Annotated in this window: 13 protein-coding genes; 9 read left to right on the forward strand and 4 right to left on the reverse strand. The window is 74.5% G+C overall.

The genetic code is table 11. The features are described 5' to 3' along the window. Positions 1 to 13: 13 nt before the first annotated feature. The 3 genes from ACFP1Z_RS10300 to ACFP1Z_RS10310 form a co-directional block, all read right to left on the reverse strand. A complete protein-coding gene (locus ACFP1Z_RS10300; RefSeq protein ID WP_390315701.1) occupies positions 14 to 625 on the reverse strand; it encodes a class I SAM-dependent methyltransferase in 612 nt (203 codons plus the stop codon). A gap of 180 nt (positions 626 to 805) precedes the next feature. Continuing rightward, positions 806 to 2086, reverse strand: coding sequence for a hypothetical protein (locus tag ACFP1Z_RS10305; protein ID WP_390315702.1), 1281 nt, complete (start codon positions 2084 to 2086; stop codon positions 806 to 808). Continuing rightward, positions 2083 to 6579, reverse strand: coding sequence for an SNF2-related protein (locus ACFP1Z_RS10310; protein WP_390315703.1), 4497 nt, complete (start codon positions 6577 to 6579; stop codon positions 2083 to 2085). The genes ACFP1Z_RS10305 and ACFP1Z_RS10310 overlap by 4 nt, the downstream gene beginning before the upstream one ends. A 598-nt stretch (positions 6580 to 7177) precedes the next feature. Between ACFP1Z_RS10310 and ACFP1Z_RS10315 the strand changes: the two genes are divergently transcribed. The 6 genes from ACFP1Z_RS10315 to ACFP1Z_RS10340 all read left to right on the forward strand — a co-directional run bounded on the left by ACFP1Z_RS10315 (position 7178) and on the right by ACFP1Z_RS10340 (position 14873). Next, positions 7178 to 7828, forward strand: coding sequence for a hypothetical protein (locus ACFP1Z_RS10315; RefSeq protein ID WP_390315704.1), 651 nt, complete (start codon positions 7178 to 7180; stop codon positions 7826 to 7828). Positions 7829 to 7874: 46 nt separating this feature from the next. After that, positions 7875 to 8141: a phosphopantetheine-binding protein gene (locus ACFP1Z_RS10320; RefSeq protein ID WP_390315907.1), complete on the forward strand. Its 267-nt coding sequence runs from the start codon at positions 7875 to 7877 to the stop codon at positions 8139 to 8141. Then, positions 8138 to 9367, forward strand: a complete 1230-nt coding sequence (locus tag ACFP1Z_RS10325) for a beta-ketoacyl-[acyl-carrier-protein] synthase family protein (protein WP_390315705.1) — start codon at positions 8138 to 8140, stop codon at positions 9365 to 9367. The genes ACFP1Z_RS10320 and ACFP1Z_RS10325 overlap by 4 nt, the downstream gene beginning before the upstream one ends. A 57-nt stretch (positions 9368 to 9424) precedes the next feature. Next, a complete protein-coding gene (locus ACFP1Z_RS10330) occupies positions 9425 to 11929 on the forward strand; it encodes an MFS transporter (RefSeq protein ID WP_390315706.1) in 2505 nt (834 codons plus the stop codon). An 81-nt stretch (positions 11930 to 12010) separates the two neighbouring features. After that, positions 12011 to 13102 (forward strand): TolB family protein, encoded by a 1092-nt coding sequence (locus ACFP1Z_RS10335; protein ID WP_390315707.1) that lies wholly within the window; start codon positions 12011 to 12013, stop codon positions 13100 to 13102. 184 nt (positions 13103 to 13286) lie between these two features. Beyond that, entirely contained in the window at positions 13287 to 14873 is a 1587-nt protein-coding gene (locus ACFP1Z_RS10340; protein ID WP_390315708.1) for an NUDIX hydrolase, read from the forward strand. 164 nt (positions 14874 to 15037) lie between these two features. Here the strand turns inward: ACFP1Z_RS10340 and murJ are convergent, their stop codons facing one another. Beyond that, a complete protein-coding gene (murJ, locus tag ACFP1Z_RS10345) occupies positions 15038 to 16624 on the reverse strand; it encodes a murein biosynthesis integral membrane protein MurJ (RefSeq protein ID WP_390315908.1) in 1587 nt (528 codons plus the stop codon). Positions 16625 to 17087: 463 nt separating this feature from the next. On the opposite strand from murJ, the gene ACFP1Z_RS10350 reads away from it, so the two are divergent. The 3 genes from ACFP1Z_RS10350 to ACFP1Z_RS10360 all read left to right on the forward strand — a co-directional run bounded on the left by ACFP1Z_RS10350 (position 17088) and on the right by ACFP1Z_RS10360 (position 20202). Next, positions 17088 to 17507: a pyridoxamine 5'-phosphate oxidase family protein gene (locus tag ACFP1Z_RS10350; protein WP_390315710.1), complete on the forward strand. Its 420-nt coding sequence runs from the start codon at positions 17088 to 17090 to the stop codon at positions 17505 to 17507. 168 nt (positions 17508 to 17675) lie between these two features. Next, complete coding sequence (gene panB / locus ACFP1Z_RS10355) at positions 17676 to 18530, forward strand: 3-methyl-2-oxobutanoate hydroxymethyltransferase (RefSeq protein ID WP_390315712.1); 855 nt, start codon at positions 17676 to 17678, stop codon at positions 18528 to 18530. 94 nt (positions 18531 to 18624) lie between these two features. Further along, a complete protein-coding gene (locus ACFP1Z_RS10360) occupies positions 18625 to 20202 on the forward strand; it encodes a trypsin-like peptidase domain-containing protein (RefSeq protein WP_390315713.1) in 1578 nt (525 codons plus the stop codon). Positions 20203 to 20361 lie beyond the last annotated feature (159 nt).

Here is a 20361-nt window from a genome sequence, read left to right on the forward strand (position 1 = left end):
GACACGCCCCGGTTCAGCCGTTCCGGGTCGCCCACACCTCCACGAACACGCCCCGCTCCACCTCCTCGACCGCGAATCCGGCCGCGCCGACGGCCTCGGCGAACGCCTCGGGCTCCCAGACGGTGTACCAGCGACGGCCGTCCGGCTCGTCGAGCCAGCCGGTGCTGCCGGTCGACTTGAGGCAGGCGTACAGCTTGCCGCCGGGCCGCAGGAGCCGGGCGAACTGCCCGAGGACATCGACGGTTTCGTGGTCCTGGAGGTGGACGAGCGACGCGGCGGCCCAGATGCCGTCGAAGGTCGCGGCCGGGAAGCGCGCCGCGAGGGAGCGCAGGTCGCACCGGGAGGTGGGGGCGTGTGCGGAGGCCATCTCCACGAAGACGGGGTTGAGGTCGACGCCCCGGGCGAGGTGGCCGTGCGCGGTGAACCGGGCAAGGTCACGGCCCGGGCCGCAGCCGGCGTCGAGGATGAGCGACGGCACGGGCAGGGACTCGGCGAACCGTCCTGTCTTCTCCGCCATCTTGGCGGCGTGGGCGGCCTCGTAGGCGGCCGCATGCTCGCTGTAGACGGCGACGGAGGCGGCGGCCGGGTCGAAGGACGGGGCGGCGGGTGTGCGGTGGTCGTGCATGGTGGCTCCTCACCAGGACGGCAGGGCGAGCCGCCGCACGGGAAAGCCCCGGGGCACTCGCCCCGGGGCTTTCGACGAAGTCAGCTGTCAGCGCGCCGGGACGGTCTCCGGCGTCGTCGTCAGGTGCATCGCAAGGTGCATCGCAGCGCGCTTCATAGCGACCAAGCTAGCAGAGGTCCCCTACCGCCCTCCCGGCAGCCGTGCTCGTTCCCTGCGTGCCGCGCGGTAGGCCGCGACCGGGTCCGGGTCGGCGCCCGGGGCCGGGCGCCAGGTGCCGAGCCAGTCCGTGAAGGGGTGCCAGCGGCCGTCGGGGCCGAGGCGGAGCTGGACGGAGGCGGCGGGGTCGGTGAGGCGGTTGTGGTCGCGTTCCAGGGTGGAGAGTTGGGCGGGGCGTACGGGCTGGATCGCGGCTTCGGCGGCGGCGAGGGTGTCGGGGTCGGCGGGGGTGCGGTGGGCGGTGACGTGGACTCCGGCGGCGCCGCCGTACCCGTGGGCGGCGATCAGGTGGCGGAGCCGGCCGGGGGGCAGGTCGAGGCGTTCGGCGGCGGCTTCGGTGTACGGCTTGCCGGTGGGGCCGGCCAGGAGGCGGACGGCGTCGGTGAGCCGGTCGTGCGGCAGGGGCGCGCCCTCGCCGGCGAGGAGGGCGGCGGCACGCCGGGCCGCGTCCTCGACGAGAGCGCGCAGGGCCCCCAACGGCGGTGTGGGGGTGGGGGGTTCGTCCCGGAGCGTGTCGAGGGCGGGGGCGACCGCCGCGGTGCCGAGGTCGGCCGGGAGGGGTGGCGGGGGGCCGGGGTCGTGGGGGTGGCGGGCGTACGCCTCCGTGGCGGCGAGGGTGCCGTCCGTGAAGTCGGCCTCGTCACGGGCCTCGTCACAGGCCGCGGTGTCCGTCCCCGTACGGGCCGTGCTGCCGGAACCGTTGCCGTTGCCGGGGGACGTCAACGTCCGTACGTGGGCCTTGAGATGCCGGTGCGCCCTTCCCCGCAGCGACAGCAGGACCGGCGGAGTCGCGCGCAGCCGGTCGGCGAAGGCGTGGCCGACCGCTGCCGTGTGCGCGCACAGTGCGTCCCCGGCCGGGCAGTTGCAGCTGAAGCCGATCTCGTCCGGGCGGGGGACGACGGGGACGCCCCCGGTGCGCGCCGGATCCGTCAGGGCGTCGGTGAGGCGCTCCGTGCGCAGGGAGAGGACGAGTTCGGGGTCCTGGGTGACGGCGGCGTAGACGCGGTCCCACTCCTCGTCGGTGAGGACCGGAACGGTCAGGCGCGGGCGGATCTTGGGGACGTTGTCGGGGGCCGGGAGTTTGGCGGTGACGACGCCCGCGCTGACGCCGAGGGGGCCGAGGCATCCGGTCAGGGCGCGCCCGGCGGCGAGGAGGGCCGTGTCACCGGCGGCGGTCTCGAAGGCGCTGCTCCAGGCGGCGTCCCAGGGCCGGTGCGTGCCCTCGGCCGGGGTGGGGGCGTTCATCGGGTGCTCCCGAGGGTGACGAGGGCGGCGAGTTCGCGGTCGGACAGTTCGCCGAGGCCGCGTTCGCCGCTGGTGAGGACGGCGTCGTGGAGGGCGCGTTTGCTCTGGAGCAGGGCGGCGATGCGGTCTTCCACGGTGCCTTCGCTGATGAGGTGGTGGACGTGGACGGTGTGCTGCTGGCCGATGCGGTGGGCGCGGTCGGTGGCCTGGTCCTCGACGGCCGGGTTCCAGGTGCGGTCGTAGTGGACGACGTGTCCGGCGCGGGTGAGGTTGAGTCCGGTGCCGGCGGCGCGCACGGACAGGATCAGGACGGGGTGGCGGCCGGCCTGGAAGGCGTCGACCATTTCCTGGCGGCGGGTGACGGGTGTACTGCCGTGCAGGAACAGCGGGTCGAGGCCGAGTCCGGCGAGATGGGTGCGCAGGAGTTCGCCCATGACGACGAAGCCGGTGAAGACGAGGGCGGACTCGCCTCCTTCGACGATGGTGGTGAGGAGGTCCTCCAGGGCCTTGAGTTTCGCGGAGCGTTCGGCGAAGGGACGGTCCGCGGGCTCGGGTCCGGCGTCGCGGTTGTGCAGGTAGTGCGCGGGGTGGTTGCAGATCTGCTTGAGCGCGGTGAGGAGTTTGAGGACGATGTTGGCGCGGTCCGGTCCGCTGGTGCCCTCGACGGCGGCCATGGCCTCGCGGACATTGGCCTCGTAGAGGGCGACTTGTTCGGGGGTGAGCTGGACGACGCGCTCCTGGTGGACCTTGGGGGGCAGTTCGGGGGCGATCCCGGGGTCGGTCTTCTTGCGCCGCAGCAGGAACGGGGCGATGAGCCGGGTGAGGCGTCGCGCGGTGGCGGAGCCGGTGTCGCGTTCGACGTCGCGCGCGTACTGCTCGCGGAAGCGGCGGAGGGTGCCGAAGAGGCCGGGGTTGGTCCAGTCGAGGATGGCCCACAGTTCGTCGAGGGTGTTCTCCACGGGGGTGCCGGTGAGGGCGATGCGGGTGGCGGGGCGCAGCTCGCGCAGGCAGCGGGCGGTCTGGGTGCGGTGGTTCTTGACGTTCTGGGCCTCGTCGGCCAGGGCCAGGCCCCAGTGGACGGCGGCGAGTTCGCGGTGGTCGCGGCGGAGCACGCCGTAGGTGGTGACGACGACGGTCGCGTCGGTGAGGCCGTCGAGGCTGCGGTCGGGGCCGTGGTAGCGCAGGACGGGGGTGCCGGGGGCGAACCGGGCGATTTCCCGGGCCCAGTTGGTGACGAGGGAGGAGGGGCACAGGACGAGGGTGGGGCCGGGGTCGCCGGTCTCCTTGCGGTGCAGGTGGTAGGCGATGCCGGTGAGGGTCTTGCCGAGGCCCATGTCGTCGGCGAGGCAGGCGCCGAAGCCGAGGGCGGTGGTGCGGGCGAGCCAGGTGAGGGCCCGGTGCTGGTAGTCGCGCAAGTGGGCGTTCAGGGCGCGGGGTACGGGGACGGGCTCGGGCTGCCGTTCGCCGCCGCGCAGGGTGGTGACGACGTCGGCGAGGGCTCCGGCGGCCTCGCAGACGTAGTCGTGTCCGTCGACGGTGACGGAGCCGGAGAGGGCGGCGGTCAGGGCGGCGACGCCGGTGAGGGGGGCGAGGCGGAGGTGGCGGGCGCGGTGGGCGGTCTCGGCGTCGACGAGGACCCAGGTGTCGCGCAGCCGCACGAGCGGGCGGGCCGCTTCGACGAGGGCGTCCATCTCGGCCTCGCTGAGGGGCTCGCCGTCGAGGGCCAGCTGCCAGCGGAAGTCGAGGAGTTCGGTGAGCCCGAAGCGGCCGCGGCCGGCGCTGCCAGGGCCTGCGGCGGTGCCGTAGCCCGTAGTGGTGTCGGTGCCGACGACAGTGCGGGTGGTGAGCGCGCCCCGCAGATGCGCGGGCCAGTGGACGTCGATGCCGCGCGTGGCGAGTGACTGCCCCTCGGGGCCGAGGAGTTGCAGGATCTCGGTGCTGTCGATGGTGAGGGTACGCGGCGGCTGTTGCGCGGCGAGGCGGGCGAGAGGGGGCCAGTCCTGGGCGGCGCGGCGCAGGGCGCGGGTGACGCGGGGCCGGTCGGCGGGTGAGAGTCCGGGGCGGCGGACGGTGCCGGTGAGGACCGGGCCGGCCTCGGCAGGCTCCGCGCCCTCGGTGTCCGGTGGGCTCAGCAGCAGGGTCACGCGCAGCCGTTCGGCCTGTGCGTCGGTGTCGGAGGGGGATTCGACGCGCAGGGCGAGGCGGGGTGGCGGGCCGACCTCGCAGCGGTCCTCCACGGCGTCGGCCCACAGCCGCAGCTGGGGGGCGGGGCGGGGAGGCCGGGCGAGGTACGGGAGTTCGCCGAGGAGGACGGGTGCGCCGGGGGTGCGCACGAGGGTGTCGGCGAGCCCGTCGAGGAACGCGGCCAGCGCCCGGTCGGCGGGCCACATCCGGCCCGCGGCGGTGGCGCAGTGGGCGTGCGGAGGCAGCCAGGCGGCGAGGGCGTCGAGAGCCCGGCGGGCGGCGGGCGGGACGGGGCCGATCCGCCAGACGTCGAGGCCGGTGTCGGTCAGCGCGGGGTGGACGAGGCGGGCGGCGATCAGGTGCAGGCCGATCCGGGCGGCCCGTTCCCAGGCGTGCACGGAGGGGTGGGCGGTGCGCAGGTCGGTCCGGGGCAGGAAGACGGCGGCCTCGGGCAGCGGCAGGGCCCAGCCGTCGACGCCGGCGGTCCGTACGCCCTCGGGTCCGGCGAGGGCGAGCTCGTACCGGCCGCGGGCGAGGGGCGCGGGCAGGGCGGTGGCGGGCATGGGGGTGCCGTCGGCGCGGTGGAACAGCAGCCGGGCGTCGCGCGGCGTCGTACCGGGGACGTAGGTCAACGCGCAGCCGGCGGCGGTCGCTTCGCGGACGAACGCGCCGACGGCGTGCGCGTCGACGAAGGCGGGCCGCTGCGGGGCGGGGGGCGGGGCCGGGGCCGGCACGCGCGGGGAGAGGGCGTGCTGCCGGGGCCGGGGGATGTCCTGCTGCGGGGTGCCGCCGGTGCTCGCGCGGTGCAGTTCGCCGATGAGGGCGCGGGCGGCGGCGATCCGGGCCTCGGCCTTGGTGCGCGCCGAACCGCCGGCCTGCACGCCGACGCGGCGCCCCCGGTAGTCGCAGCTGACGGTGCAGGTGAACACGGGCCGTCTGCCGTGCGTGTGCTGGTCGAAGGCGTAGGCGGGGCGGCTGATGACTTCGAGCTGGGTGTACTTGTTGAGCAGCCGCATGGGGTCCTCGCCGGCCTTGAGGGGGGCGACGGTCCGCTCGCCCTCGGGCCGGTCGGTGACGTTCACGCGCGGTTCGGCGAGCCCGGTCATCCGGGCGAGCAGGCTGACGGCGGCGTAATGCCGGGCGGTCTTGCGGCTCTTGGCGGGCCGGGGGTCGCCGCTGGTGCTGCTGCCGTCCCCTTCCTCGAAGTGCGCGGTGACGGTGTAGGTGCGTCCCGGGCCCTCTCCCTCGGTCTGTTCCGTGTAGCCGATCAGGGGTCGGCCCGTCTGCTCGGCGTGCCAGCAGATCAGGGTGGCGGCTGTCGGCGGCATGCGGGCGGCGAGTCCGAGGGCGGCCTCGCGGGCCGGCTGCCAGGCGTCGCCGCAGGTGCCGAACAGCAGGAGTTCCAGGTCGCGGTGGCGCAGCCGGCTGGCGGCGGCCCGGCCCAGGATCTCGGTCAGCAGGTCGTCCCCGGGGGGCTTCCCGGCGGCCGCGCGGCGGCGCAGCAGGGCCTCGAACGCGTCGACGCCCATGCCGGATCCGTCGGACCGCGCGGCGCGGGGGACACGGCCGGCGCCGCCGTCCTCCTCGCCCGGAGCACCCGGAGCACCCGGAGCGTTCGGGGCGCTCGGGTCGGCGACCCCGGCGAGGCGGGCGAGGAGGCCGATCAGGGCGCGGCGCCGGGCCTCCTTCTGGCTGTGGGCGCGGCGGGGCGGGCCCTCGACCTCGTGGCCGGGGGGGCCGATGCGGGCGCGGGACTCGTGGGCGCCGCCGCCCCCGCCCTGGGCGGGATGCCGCTGTTCGTCGGTGAAGGCGGGCGGCGGCCACATCTCGATCTGGGCGTGCATCAGCAGCAGTTGCCGGGCTATGTCGCCGCCGGCGGAGGCGACCTGGAGGGCGGCGGCGTCGCGGGCGGGCTGCCAGCCGGGGTCGTCGTCGGCGACGAACAGCAGCAGGCGAAGGTCGCGCAGGGACAGCAGGCCGTCGCGGGCCCTGCGGGTGGCCTCTTCGGCGATGGAGGGGCTGAACTGCTCGCCGACGCAGGCCGCTGCGAGGGCGGTGTGCCAGCTGTCACCGTCCGGGTCCGCGAGAGCGGGAGCGGGGCGGAGGTCGCGGGGGCCGGGGACCGCGCGGTGACCGCTGTCGCCGGGGTGGTGCCTGGCGGGCCGGGTCGCGACGGCGAGGCCGCCGGACCGCTGCGGGGACCGGCCGGCGTCCGGCCGTGGACGGCCTCCTGTCCCACTGCTTCCGTGGTCACCAAGGGTCCCGTTTTCCCGGGCCACCGCTGGGTGGCCGTGGTGCTCGGACGTCAAGAACAGCTCCTCGCGGCACTTCGGTCATGGCAGGGTCGACGTGCCCGCCGGGCCGGGGACGACGCCTGCGCGCTCGCCCGCGCCGGGCCCGCGTGCCCGGGGCCGTCCCGTACGAGTCTGGGGCGCGCCCGCGCGCGGGGGGCGCACTTGGCACAAGTGGGCTGATACACGCGCGGGATGTGGTATGCGGGCCTTCGCAGGGCCGGGAGGGCGGCCGCAGGCCCGTGCTCGCGGGCCCGGACCGGGCACGATCGCGCCGGATCCGTGCCGTCGGGGCGAACTTCCCGCTGCTGCGGCGTCATTCGGGCGCCCCTGCGCATCACTCGTACGTGCCATGCGGCACGCCCCGTCGGGAAACCCACCCTTTCGCGCTACTTGCCGCGCCCGCCGGGGAGCCCTCCCCCGAACCCGGTGCGCGTCTCCCTACGATCCGGATTCCACGAGCGCCGGACCGCAGGACCGCAAGGCCGGCGCCCAGCCGGTCGGTCCGGCCGACTCTCCGTCTCACCAAGCCATCACAGCAAGTCGTCACAACAAGCCATCACAGCAAGTCGTCACAACAAGCCGTCTCACCAAGTCGTCTCACGAAGGAATCCCCGTGACTGTTCCCCGCTCCGCCGCCCCCTCGGCCGCCCCCCTCGTCACGTCCCTGCGCTCCCGTCTCCTCGTCGCCTCCGCCGCGACGGCCGCCGCGATGCTCGGCTGCCTCGCCCCGAGCGGCTACGCGCAGCCGGAGCCGGGGCTCCGCGGGGCGTCCGTACGGCCCGCGCAGGAGCCGTCGCGCGCGCATCTGGTGTGCCAGGTGCACACCATCCCGGGCGATCCGCTGACGCTGGTGCCGCCGCTGACGGGTGTGACGCGCCCGGTGCAGGTCGGCGGGACGCTGGAGCTGGACCACTGCTCCTCGCCGGACAAGTCACTGGGTCATCTGTCGTCCGGGAGACTGGAGTTCAGGGGCCGGGGCGTGGCCAGTTGTGCCGTCGCCAACGACCTGCGCGGCACGGGCGCGCTCACCTGGTACGCGTCGCCGGGCCGGCGCGGCCGTACGGTCTCGACGTCCGTCCTGCACCCCGCGTCCCGCACGGTGGGCGCGAAACTGCCGGACGCGCTGCTGACGGGCACGGTCGCCTCCGGTCCGCTGACGGGCCGGCACTACCAGGCGAGCGTGACCAAGCCCGGTGACACACACCGCTGTCTGACACAGGGTCTGGCCAGGATCGTGGCCGACGGCCGGATGTCGTTCAGTTGACGGCCGTATACGAGGGCGCGAGGAAGGCAGGCAGGCCGTGAGCAGCATGTACGAACGCGTCGCCGAGGCGCTGGCCACTCAGTTCAACGTCCCCCGGGAGGCGTTGACGCCGCGGGCGACGGTCGGCGAGCTGGAGTTGGACTCGCTGTCGCTGCTGGAGCTGGTGGTGCGTTTCGAGGACGAGTACGACCTGGACCTGGGCAGCGGCGGGGACACCGGGATCGGGCCGGGGTCGACGCTGGGCGAGGTCGCGGCCCTCCTCGACGACGCGGTGCGGGCGCGCGAGGCGGCGGCCGCGGGGGCCCGTCCGTGACCGGCGGCACCCCCGCCGTCGCCGTCACCGGTCTGGGTCTGGTCACGCCGTGCGGGATCGGCTGGGAGGCGACCTGGGCCGGCCTGTGCGCGGGCCTGCCGACCGCGGACCGCGATCCGGCGCTGTCCGGGATGCCGGTGGACTTCTCCTGCCGGGTCCCGGACTTCGACCCCATCGCGCTGGCGGGGCGGGCGAGTTGGCGCATGGACCGGTTCGTGCAGCTGGCCGTCGCGGCGGCGCGGCTGGCGGTGACGGACGCGGGCCTGGACGTCCGCGGCTGGGAGGGGCACCGGGTGGGGGTGGTGCTCGGGGTGGGCTCGACGAGCCTGGACACCTGGCAGGGCGAGTACGCGAAGGTGGCGGCGGGGAGGCTGAAGCGGGTCTCGCCGCTGACGCTGCCGCGCAGCATCCCCAACATGGCGGCCGGGGAGGTGTGCATCGACCTGGGCGCGCGCGGGCCGAGTCTGACGGTGTCCACGGCGTGCGCGTCGGGGGCCACCGCGCTGGGGGTCGCCCGCGATCTGCTCAACGCGGGCCGCTGCGACATCGTGCTGGCGGGCGGGGCGGAGGCGCCGCGCGCGGCGGCGATGACGTCGCTGTGCTTCTCGCAGTTGTCCGCGCTCTCCACGCGCTGTCACGATCCGGAGGGCGCTTCCCGGCCGTTCGACGCGGACCGGGACGGTTTCGTCCTCGGGGAGGGCGCGGCCGTGCTGGTGCTGGAGCGGCCGCGGCAGGCGCGGGAGCGGGGTGCGCGGGTGCGGGCGCGGCTGGTGGGTTTCGGGGCGTCGGGGGACGCGTACGGGCCGACGGCGCCGGACCCGGAGGGCGAGGGCGTGGCGCTGGCGGTGGACGCGGCGCTGGCGGACGCGGGGCTGTCCCCGGCGGACGTGGACCACGTCAACGCGCACGGCACGGGGACCGAGGTGAACGACTACGTCGAGGCCCGGGCCCTGTGCCGGGCCTTCGGCACGCCGCCGCCGGTGACGGCCGTCAAGAGCGTGATCGGGCACGGCATCGGCGCGGCCGGGGCGATCGAGGCGGCGTGCGGGGTGTTGTCGCTGGAGCGGCAACTGGTGCCGCCCACCGCGAATCTGGACCGGCTCGATCCGCGGATCGATCTGGACGTGGTCACGAAGGTGCCGCGTCAGGTGCGGATGGAGACGGTGATGAGCAACTCCTTCGGTTTCGGCGGGCACAACGCGGTGCTCGTGCTGGCCCGGCCCTGAGGCCCCCGTGCCGACCCCCTCGCCCCTCCGTTCCCTTTCGCTCCGTTTGGTCGGTTGATGTCTGCTCGCCCGTCCTCCCCCCCGGCCGTCCGCGCGTGGCCGGTCCTGCTCGTCGTGTCGAGCGCCATCTTCATGGTGATGCTCGACAACCTGGCCGTGAACAACGCCCTTCCGCAGCTGGGCGATCAGCTGGCGGTCGGCTTCGGCGGGCTGCAGTGGGTCGTGGCGACCTATACGGCGGCGCTGGCCGCGCTGCTGCTGTCGGGCAGTGTGGTGGGGGAACGCCTGGGCCGCCGCCGGGTGTTCCTCGCCGGGCTCGTCGTCTTCGCGGCCGGGTCCGCGCTGTGCGCGCTCGCGGGCGGCTGGGCGGCGCTGGTGGCGGGGCGGGCGGTGCAGGCGGCGGGGGGCGCGGTGCTGCTGCCGACGAGCACGGCCCTGGTGCGGCAGGTGTTCACGGAGGAGCGGCGCCGGGCCCGCGCGATCGGGGTGCGGGGGGCGGCGTCGGGGCTGGGGCTGGCTCTGGGGCCGGTGGTCGGGGGGCCGCTGGTCGAGGGGTTCGGCTGGCGCGGCGTCTTCTGGATCAACGTGCCGGTGGCGCTGGCCGCCTTCCTCGTGGGCCTGCGGACGCTGCCGGAGGCGCCGGGGCGGGAGGTGCGCTGGGACCCGTGGGGCCAGGCGCTCGCGGCGCTCGGGCTGGGCGGGCTGGTGTACGGGCTGGTGCAGGGTCCGGTCGAGGGCTGGACGGGCGGCCGGGTGCCGTTCGCGTTCGTGGTGGCGGCGTGCGCGCTGCCCGCGCTGGTGGTGGTCGAACTGCGCGGCGCGGCCCCGATGCTTCAGGTGCGGTTCTTCCGTGACCCGGTCTGCGCTGCGGCTGCGCTGGCGTGTTTCGCGACGGCGGCGGGCCTGTTCGGGGCGATCTTCTTCGCGTCGCTGTATCTGCAGTACGTGCTGGGCTGGTCGCCGGCCGGGGCGGGGCTGGTGTTCCTGCTGGCGTCGGTGTGCATCGTGGTGTCGGCGCCGGTGGCGGGGCTGGTCTCGGGCCGGCGCGGCCCGCGCGGTCCCCTGCTGGCGGGGCTCGCGCTGTGCCCGGTGGCGCTGCTGGGGCTGTCCTGGTACGGCACGCAGGCCCGCTACGGGCAGTACTGGTGGCTGCTGCCGCTGATCGGCGGCTGTGTGGGGCTGACGTTCGTGCCGGTGACGGTCACGGTGGTGCAGCGGGTGCGGGCCGAGCGCGCGGCGATGGCCTCGGCGGTCGTCGACATGCTGCGGGAACTCGGCGGTGTGGTGGGGGTCGCCGGGCTGGGCGCGGTCCTCAACTCGGGGCTGCGGTCCTCGCTTTCGCGTCAGGCGACGGACGCCGGGCTGCCGTCCGCGCTCACGCGCCGCCTGGTGGGCGTCGTCTCGGACGGGGGGCCGGCCGCCGGGCTGCGGGTGGCGGGCGACGGCGCGGAGGTGGTGCGCGTGTGGGTCGCGGACGCCTTCGTGGAGGGCCTGCACGCGGCGTTGCGCACGGGGGCCGCGGCGACGGCGCTCGCCGCGCTGGCGGTGGCGCTGCTGCTGCGCGCGGAGCCCGTGGTGCGTCCGCCGCGGCAGGCGACGGCGGACGGCGCGTACGCGCCGCCGCCGGTGTGGGCGGGCCTGGGCGTCCTCGCGGAGGTGTGCGGCCCGGACGGGGCGCGCTTCGTGCTGCGCGCGCTGCGGCAGGCCGAAGCGGCGGCCCCCGTGGTCGTGCTGCTGCCGGCGATGGGCACTCCGGCGCGCTTCTACCTGCCGTTCGTCCGGCAGTTGCACGAGCGGGGGCTGACGGTCGTCACGGCCGATCTGCGGGGGCACGGCGAGAGCACTCCGGCCGTACGGCGCGGGGTGTGCTTCGGCTACCGGGAGATGGCGGAGTGGGACGTGACCGCCGTGCTCTCGGCCGTACGGTCCGCACTGCCGCGCGCGCCCCTGGTGGTCCTCGGGCACAGCCTGGGCGGCCATCTCGCGCTGCTGCACGCGGCCGCGCACGGCCCGCGCCCGGACGGGCTCGTGCTCGTCGGCACCGGCTCCAGCTGGTACCGGGGGTGCGGCGGGCTGTCGGGGCTGCGCAATCTCGTCCTGCTGCAACTGTGCGCCCTGGGGGCGCGGGCGCTGGGCTACTGGCCCGGGCGGCGCTTCGGTTTCGGCGGCACCGAGGCGGCGGGCGTGCTGCGGGACTGCGCGCGGCAGGCGCGCCGGGACGGCTTCCGGCTGCTGGGCAGTACGGTCGACTACGAACGGGCGCTGCGCGAGCTGGACTTGCCGGTGCTGGCGGTGAGCGTCGAGGGCGACCGGATGTTCCCGCGGCGCGCGTCCGAGCATCTGCTGGGCAAGATCCCGCGCGCGGCGCTGACGCGCCGGCACTACGCGCGGGCGGACGCCGAGGGCCGGCGGCTGGACCACTTCCGGTGGGTGCACAGCGGCGCGGTCCTGGCGGAGTGGGTGGCGCAGTGGGCGTACGGGCCGCAGGTGCGCCCGCGCGAAGCGGCGGCGGGCGAGGCGGACAGCCGGACGGCCGGTGAAACCGGCGAGAAGCCGCATTGACCGGGGTGGTGCGCGTGCGGTCCTGTGGGATACCGGCCCGGGCCCCCGGGCCGGTATCCCGTACCGACTCCGGAGGGGATCATGCGCACAGCCGAGCGCGTTCGCGCGCGTACCTCCTTGCGTACAACGGCGGTTGCCGCACTGTTCGCCGCTCTGACCGCGACCGTGCTGCCCGCCCCGTCGGCATCGGCGGACGCGCCGCCCGCCGGCCGCGTGCTGCGGGTGAGCACCGCCGGTGACGGCAGACAGGCGGACGGGCCGTCCGACCGGGCGACGGTCACGCCGGACGGCCGCTCCGTCGGCTTCTCGTCCCAGGCGGGCAATCTGCTCCCGGACGGCCAGGCCCGGCCGCCGCTCACGGAAGCCTATGTACGCGACCTCCGCACGGGCCGGCTGTCCTGGATCACGGGAGGGCTGGGCAGTCCGGTGCTGAGCGCCGACGGCCGGTACGCCGCGTACATCGCCTTCGGCCCGCATGCCGTCAACGTCTTCCGCGCCGATCTGCGGACCGGGGAGCAACAGCCCGTCGACAGCGGCTTCGACGGCAGCTGGGATCCCTCGGTCAGCGCGGACGGCCGCTTCGTCGCCTACCGCGTGGCACCCGCACATCCGGCCCTGCCGTACTGGATCGAGGTACGGGACATGCGCACGGGCACCGTCGAGCAGGTGGGCCGGGGTCCCGTCCGGGAGGGGCTGCGCGGCATGAGCCGGCCGTTCCTGAGCGCCGACGCCCGCTACGTCGCCTACCAGGACGACGACCTGCGCCAGGTCTTCGTCCGCGACCGCGCGACGGGACGGACGGCCGTTGCCGCCCCGGGCCGTGCTCCGGTGTCGCTGGTGCAGCTGAGTGCGGACGGCGGCACCGTCGTGCTGACGTCGGGCAGCGACACCTATGTGCGTAACTGGCGTTCCGGCATCACGCGCCGGGTGCCGGGCGTGCGTGGCGAGGCCGTGAGCCCTGACGGCCGGTATCTGCTGTGCGCGGACGGCAGTTCACGGCTGTCCCTGTGGGACCTGCGCACCGGGGCCCGCCGTACGGTCTCCGACCGGCCCGCAGCGGCGGTCCCGGGGGCGGTCGCCGAGGGCGGACGGGCGGTGGTGTTCAGTTCACCGGTGAGGGACGGCTCGCAGCCGGACCAGGTGTCGGACGTGTACGTGTGGTACCCGCGCTGAAACGGTCCTGCGCAACTTCCGTCCCGCTGCGGGGATTTCGGTGATCGCTCCCCGTTACCATCCTCGCCGATGGGTCGTTGACCGATCGTCAGTCCGAAATCCGTGCACAGGGGGGATGCGGGTGCGTTCACGTACGGCCGCCGACGGCACTCCTCCCCGTGTCCGTCCTCGCTGGGGGTGCGCCATGACCTCGTCCGACGCCGTCTCGTCGCTCGGCACCGTTCCCGAGTCCGGGAGCGGGTGCGCGAGCGAGCCCGTCGACGCGGATCTCGCCGCGTATCTGCGGCAGCATCCGGCCCCGGTGATCGCGGTGGACGCGCTGGTGCGCGACGAGGAGGGCCGCATGCTCGTCGTCGAGCCGACCTACAAGGACGGCTGGGACATCGTCGGCGGCCTGGTCGAGGACGAGGAACTGCTCGTCGCGCTCGGCCGGGAGGCGAAGGAGGAGATCGGCCTCGACCTGCGCATGGGACGGCTGCTGGCCGTCGACAATGTGCCCAAGGAGGTCTTCGGCCGGTCCCTGGTCGCCTTCATCTACGCGGCGCGCACCGCGCATCCCGTCCCGGCCCGGGACCTGGTGCTGCAGCACGACGAGATCCGGGCGGCCGAGTTCGTCCCCGACGAGGTGGCGCTCACGCGCTTCCCCGAGGGGCTGCGCCGCCGGGTCGCCGCCGCCATCGAGGCCGAACGCGGCGCGCACACCGCGCACTTGCGGGACGGCCGCCCGGTGCCCGCCGGCCGCCGCGACCACTACGCGCTGCTGCCCTCCCCCATGGTCGCGGCCGCCGCCCTGGTCACCGACGGGCAGGGCCGGGTGCTGGTGCTGGAGCACTCCTACGACCACGGCGACGGCAACCGCTTCTGGCTGCCCGGCGGGATGGTCGCCGCCGACGAGAGCGCGGCGCAGGGGGCGGCCCGGGAGATCGGTGAGGAAGTGGGGCTGGGGGACGTGCCGGTGGGGCGGCTGCTGGCCGTCGACAGCACGCCCGCCGAGGTGCACGGAAGGGCGCTGGCGTCGTACGTGTTCGCCGTCGGCCCGCTGACGGACGATCAGGTCGCGGGGATCCGGTGCGGGGACGGCGAGGTCGTCGCCACTCACTGGCTCTCCCCCGACGAGGCCGCGCAGCGGCTCTCGCCACGGGGGCGGCAGCGCCTGTCGGCGGCCCTGCAGGCCCTGGCCTCGGGCGGCATCGCGCACCTGGACCACGCGGTGCCGTGCGCCGGCTCCCCGGTCGGGGTCGGTCCGGCCCGGCGGGCGGAGCTGGAGGCGGCCGGAGCGGTGGGCGCGGCCGAGCATCTGGCCATGCGGCCCAAGGCCGTTGTCGGCACCGTCGTACTGTTCACGGACACGGCCGGCCGTGTCCTGCTCGTCGAACCGGCCTACCGTACGGACGGCCGCTGGATCCTGCCGGGCGGCGGCGTCGACAGCGACGCGGGCGAGTCCCCGCGCGGGGCCGCCCGCCGCGAGGTCCGCGAGGAGCTGGGCCTGGACCGGGCCCCGGGCGCGCTCCTGGCCACGGACTGGGTGCGCCGTCACCCCTGCTCGCCGGAGGTGTCCCACGTCTACGACGGCGGCGTGCTCACCGAGTCCGACCTGGCGGCGGTCCGCCTCCCGGCGCACGAGCTGTCCGCCTGGCGGCTGTCCGCCCCGGACGAGCTCGACGCGTGGCTCCCGGCACGCATGGCGTCCCGGGTCCGGGCGGCACTGGCGGCCCGGGAGGCCGGGAGCGGGACGGTGGAGCTGGAGGACGGACGTCCCGTGCCGCAATGAGTATCCGTACCCATGCGCGAAGCGGTCGCCGGCGGGCACGCTGCGGGCATGAGTGAGGTGCGTGAACGCGACCGGGCGGCACACCACTCCGTACGAACGCCGTGTCCGGGCACCGCCAGTGGCGTGCCCGGACACGGCGTTCCCGCCTCACGCGCCCCGCAGGGTCACCGCAGCCCCGGCAGTGCCCGCAGCTCCCCGATCCGCAGGGCCCGGGCCAGCAGCAGGAACAGCAGGCCCATCGTGGCGCCGCCCGCGGCCAGTTCGAGGGCGGGGGACCACAGGGCGGAGGCCACGGCGTTGGAGCAGCCGCGGGCCACCGTCCAGCCCAGGGCCCCGGCGGCCACGGCGCACACCGTGAGCTTGCCGTACGTACGGCACAGCCGCTTGCCGTCGAGGCGCCCCTCCAGGCGGCGGCGCAGACGGCGCGCGGTCAGGAACAGCCCGATCCCGTAGGACAGGGCGTAGGCGGCGGCCATGCCGGTGACCGACCAGCGGGCGGGCAGCAGCAGATGACAGCCCGTGGCCAGGGCGATGTTCGCGGCGGAGATCCACACGGCCATCCAGAAGGGGGTCCGGGTGTCCTCGAAGGCGTAGAAGCCACGCAGCAGCAAGTACTGGGCGGAGAAGGGGATCAGGCCGAGTCCCAGGGCCTGGAGCATGTGGCCCAGCGGGCGGACGGAGGCCGCGTCGGCGGTGCCGTGGGCGAACAGCAGCTGCGCGAGCTGCGGTCCGAAGGCGAGGAAGAAGAACGCGGCGGGCACGATGGCGACCCCGCTGGCGCGCAGGGCGCGCGAGAGGTCGCCGCGCACGTCGTCCAGGCGGCGCTCGGCGACGGCCCGGCTCATGCGGGGCAGCAGGGCGGTGACGAGCGAGACGGTGACGATGGCCTGGGGCAGCATCCAGATGGTCTGCGCGTTCGAGTAGGCGGTGAAGCCCACACCGTCCCGGGGCAGGGCCTGGTCGGCGGCCGACGCGTAGCGGGTGACGACCGTGGTGGCCGTCACATTGGCGAGGACGAACAGCAGCGTCCAACGGGCCGCGCCGAGGCTCTTGCGCAGCCCCGTGCCGCGCCAGTCGAAGCGCGGCCGGAACCGGAAGCCGGCGGCCCGCGCGAAGGGGATCAGCGACAGGGCCTGCACGGCGAGCGCGAGCGTGGTGCCGGCGCCGAGCCACGTCACCTGGCCGGGGGTGATGTCCTGGACACGGTCCGGGACGGTCATCAGGCCCAGGTAGACACCGAACACGGCGATCAGGACGAGGTTGTTGAGCACCGGCGTCCACATCACGGCCCCGAACCGGTCCCGGGCGTTGAGGACTTGGCCCAGTATGCCGATGACACCGTAGAAGAAGATCTGCGGCAGCAGGAACCGCGCGAAGGTCACGGTGAGCGCGAACGCCGTGTGGTTGTCGGGCGTGTCGCTCTGGTACAGGCCGACGATCTGCGGGGCGGCCCAGACCGCCAGCGCGGTGCCGGTGCCGAGCACGCACAGGACGAGGGTGACGAGCCGCTGCTCGAAGGCGAGCCCGCCGTCGGGGTGTTCGACCCGGGCGCGTACCAGCTGCGGCACCAGCACGGCGTTCAGGGCCCCGCCGATGATCAGGAAGTACAGGCTCGCGGGCACGACGTTGGCCTGGTTGTAGGTGGTGGCGAGCAGCCCGGTGCCGAGCGCGGCGGCCTGGAGCACCTGCCGGATCAGGCCCGTGGCACGGGAGACCATCGTGCCCGAGGCCATCAGCAGGGACGAGCGCATCAAGCCGCCCTTGGCCGGGGCGGGTTCGGCGGCGGCGTGCCGGCGGCGTGCCCGGTCCGTTCTGGTGCCGGTGGCGGCGTGCCGCCCGCCGCGCTGTTTTGGTTTTCGGTGCGACCGCGTGGTCGTCGCGGCCGTTTTCCCCTCGATCATGAATCCAAACCTATGTCACGGGACGGTCACACCCTGTCCGAGCTCACCGTGGACCGACCCGGGGCGGGGCGGGGGCACATGGAGGGCCGCCCCTGAACGGGGGACCGTCCAACTGCCCCTGGGTGACGTTCCGTCCGCCGGACGGGCGTCGGACGGACGCCGAACGGAAGGTCAGCATCCGCTCCTTGTGACGGTTCGCACCGTCGGACATCACATGATTGCCGTCGGCGCTGGTAACCTCGTGTGGGTCGTCTACGAGCCGGGGGGCGGGGACGTGGGCCAGCCGCCCCGCGATGACCGAGGAGCCGTCCCGATGACCACTTCTTCCAGGCCGCGCCGCATGGTCGACGTCTCCGGCGCCGAGGCCCTGTACCTGCTCGGCGGCTCCTCGCACGGCCGGCTGATGTACGAGCAGCGGGACACCCTGGCGGTGGGGCCCGCCTCCCACGCCGTGGAGCAGGGCCGCCTCGTGGTCCGTACGCCGGCGCTGAGCTGGCGCTTCTCCGGCCGGGTCAGCGTCACGTACCACGCCGAGCACATCCACCGGGACTCCGGCGCGGGCTGGGCGGTGACGGTGTCCGGCCGTGCCGAGCCCATCACCGACGCCGAGGAGGACGCCCACTACCGGCGGGTCCTCTCCGGCTGGGCGCCGGGCCCGCACGACACGCTGCTGCGCATCCATCCGCAGAGCGTCAACGGCTACCGCTTCGCGCAGTCCGTCGACATGCCCTGACATCCAAGTGATCTCTTGGGCAATCCTGGCAATACTCCAGGATTGACTGGGGTCTGCCCCGTTGCGAGGATCTCCATGTGGCGACGGCCCGCCGCCCTCGCCAACCCCGTTGCCCCGCAACGGACTTCGCTCTCCTCACCCCCCACTCCCCCGGACTGGAGTCCTGTCATGTCTGCCACAAGCTCCGCTCCCTCCGCCGAAGCGACTGCCCTGTACGGCAGCCGGAAGAAGGGCCGGATCACTGTCCGCGACATCGCGGACGCCAAGCGCCGGGGCGAGAAGTGGGCCATGCTCACGTCCTACGACGCCATGACCGCCCACCTCTTCGACGAGGCCGGCATCCCGGTCCTGCTGGTCGGTGACTCGGCGTCGATGGTCGTGCACGGGCACGAGTCGACGCTTCCCATCACCATCGACGAGCTGATCCCGATGACCTCGGCGGTGGTACGCGGTACGCGCCGCGCGATGGTCGTCGCCGACCTGTCCTTCGGCTCGTACCAGACCGGCGTCGAGGAGGCGCTGCGCAACGCGGCGCGGTTCTTGAAGGAGAGCGGCGCGCACGCGGTCAAACTGGAGGGCGGGCGCCGGGTGATCCGGCAGGCGACGGCTCTGGTGGAGGCCGGTATCCCCGTCATGGGCCACCTCGGGCTGACCCCGCAGTCCGTCAACACCATGGGCGGCTACCGGGTCCAGGGCCGCGGCGACGCCGGTGCGGAACTGCTGGTCGACGCCAAGGCCCTGGAGGCGGCCGGGGCGTTCGCCGTGGTGCTGGAGTGCGTACCGGCGGAGCTCGCGGAGCGGGTGACGGCCTCGCTGTCGATCCCCACGATCGGCATCGGCGCGGGCGCCGGCTGTGACGCGCAGGTGCTGGTCTGGCAGGACATGGCCGGGCTCAACGAGACGCCCGCGAAGTTCGTCAAGAAGTACGCGGACCTCGCGTCCGTACTGGCCACCGCCACACGGGAGTTCGCCCGGGACGTGGCCTCGGGGGCGTTCCCGGCGCCGGAGCACGCGTACCGCTGACGCGCTCTGACCGAAAGCCGACCGGCATGGTCGCGGCGCGGCGGGCGCTCTGCCAGAGTCTGGGGCGTCCGCTCGCCGATCATGAAGGAGTGCCGTGAACGACACCGTTCGTACCCGAATACCCCGTACGCGACTGCGCGCCGCGCTGGCCGCCGGCGCGGCCGGGGCCGTGGCCGCCGGGCTGCTGTGGACGGCCCCCGCCCACGCGGCGGAGCCGCCGCAGCAGTCCGGGGCGCCGCTGATCGACGCCGGGTCGGCGGCCGGTCAGAAGTTCCGCTCCTCGGGCCGGCTCGTCGGCGGCGGCGGTACGACCTGCACCGCCACGGTCGTGGCCGCCTCGGCGAAGCCGGACCCCGCCCAGAAGGCGCTGGTCATCAGCAACGGCCACTGCGTCAACGACAACCTGAGAACCAACGAGGTCCTCGTCGACCAGCCCGTGCCCGAGGACTGGCAGAAGTGGACGTTCACCCCGGCGTACTTCCACGACAACACCGCCGAACAGAAGACCTTCGACGTCGAGCGCATCGCGTACGCGACGATGAAGGACATCGACGTCTCCGTCCTCCGGCTCTCCGCCACCTACGGCGACCTGGCGAAGCTCGACGTCACCCCGCGCACGCTCGCCGACACCGCCTCCGTGGCCACCGGCACCCGCCTGGCGGCGGCCCACGCCCCGACGGACGGCGTCCCCGAGGGCGAGCGCTACCTGCGTCTGTCCGACTGCAAGGTCACCGGTTCGGGCATCGCCCTCACCGAGCACACGTGGCTGTGGAAGGGCTTCTCCCGCACCGACTGCCGTGGCATCAGCGGTGGTTCGTCCGGCGGCACGGTCACCACCGCTTCCGGCAGCCGGCTGATCGGCATGCTCAACACGGTGACGACACCCGGCTATCTGGGCTGCGGCCTCGGCCGCCCCTGCGAAGGCAGCACCCACGGTCTCGTCGTCCCCGCCGACGACACCGTCTACTTCACGCCCGTCGACGCGGTCGCCTCGTGCCTGGACGAGACAGGCCTGCGCCCGTACAAGCGCGGCTGCCGCCTGGACCTCGGCACCCAGGTCAAGGTCGACTTCACCGGCAAGCAGACGCAGAGCGTCACCCCTGAGGGCCCGGCCCGCTGGGACGCGCACGTGACCCCGGGCCCCGACGGCCGTCACTCCTACGTCGCCTTCAAGACCGGCCCGTTCGGTACGACCGACTGCACGAAGCCGCAGGGATACGGCCGCCCGCAGCCGCTCGGCGCCTCCGGCGCCGACTACCGTGAACTCCTCCCGCGCGAGGACAACCTGTACGTGCTGTGCGCGGCGGGCGGCCCGGACGCGACCTTCCGGGGCACGGACTGGACGGCTTCGCTCGCGCACCCCTCGTACGCGTACGCGCGCGTCGACAACACCCCGCCGAGCGTGGAACCGTCCCTGAACATCCAGAAGTTCGGCGAGGGGGCCGAGGAAATGTACTGGGTCTCCCCCGTCTACAAGCCCTGGGAGATCACCTCGTACAAGGTCAAGTACGGCCGCCAGGGCTCGGTCGACTGCGCCGACCCGCAGGGCTACCGCCACTACCTCAACATCCCCACCTCGCTGAAGGCGTCCGAGGGGCCGTGGACGTACTGCGCGATCGGCTACGACAACGCGGACAATGCGACGGCGCCGAAGGCGTTCGACATCGGGTGAGTTCGCGGGTCGCGCGCGGGCCGCGTACCGGACGGGGAATCCGGGGCGCGGCCCGTTCACCGTCCGGTACCCGGCACAGCACAGCACCGGTTCACGTACACGGCCCAGGCATCTGTCGCGGGTGTCCACAAGCGCAGGCACACCGCAGCCGCTCGATCG

This window comes from Streptomyces gamaensis (assembly GCF_042656465.1).
In the GTDB taxonomy this organism is placed as follows: Bacteria; Actinomycetota; Actinomycetes; order Streptomycetales; family Streptomycetaceae; genus Streptomyces; species Streptomyces gamaensis.

Excerpts from the sequence above, each read along its gene's own strand:
- ACFP1Z_RS10300 (WP_390315701.1), bottom strand. The coding sequence starts at position 625 with ATGCACGACCACCGCACACCCGCCGCCCCGTCCTTCGACCCGGCCGCC.
- ACFP1Z_RS10305 (WP_390315702.1), bottom strand. The coding sequence starts at position 2,086 with ATGAACGCCCCCACCCCGGCCGAGGGCACGCACCGGCCCTGGGACGCC.
- ACFP1Z_RS10320 (WP_390315907.1), top strand. The coding sequence starts at position 7,875 with ATGTACGAACGCGTCGCCGAGGCGCTGGCCACTCAGTTCAACGTCCCC.
- ACFP1Z_RS10330 (WP_390315706.1), top strand. The coding sequence starts at position 9,425 with ATGTCTGCTCGCCCGTCCTCCCCCCCGGCCGTCCGCGCGTGGCCGGTC.
- ACFP1Z_RS10335 (WP_390315707.1), top strand. The coding sequence starts at position 12,011 with ATGCGCACAGCCGAGCGCGTTCGCGCGCGTACCTCCTTGCGTACAACG.
- ACFP1Z_RS10340 (WP_390315708.1), top strand. The coding sequence starts at position 13,287 with ATGACCTCGTCCGACGCCGTCTCGTCGCTCGGCACCGTTCCCGAGTCC.
- murJ (WP_390315908.1), bottom strand. The coding sequence starts at position 16,624 with ATGCGCTCGTCCCTGCTGATGGCCTCGGGCACGATGGTCTCCCGTGCC.
- ACFP1Z_RS10350 (WP_390315710.1), top strand. The coding sequence starts at position 17,088 with ATGACCACTTCTTCCAGGCCGCGCCGCATGGTCGACGTCTCCGGCGCC.
- panB (WP_390315712.1), top strand. The coding sequence starts at position 17,676 with ATGTCTGCCACAAGCTCCGCTCCCTCCGCCGAAGCGACTGCCCTGTAC.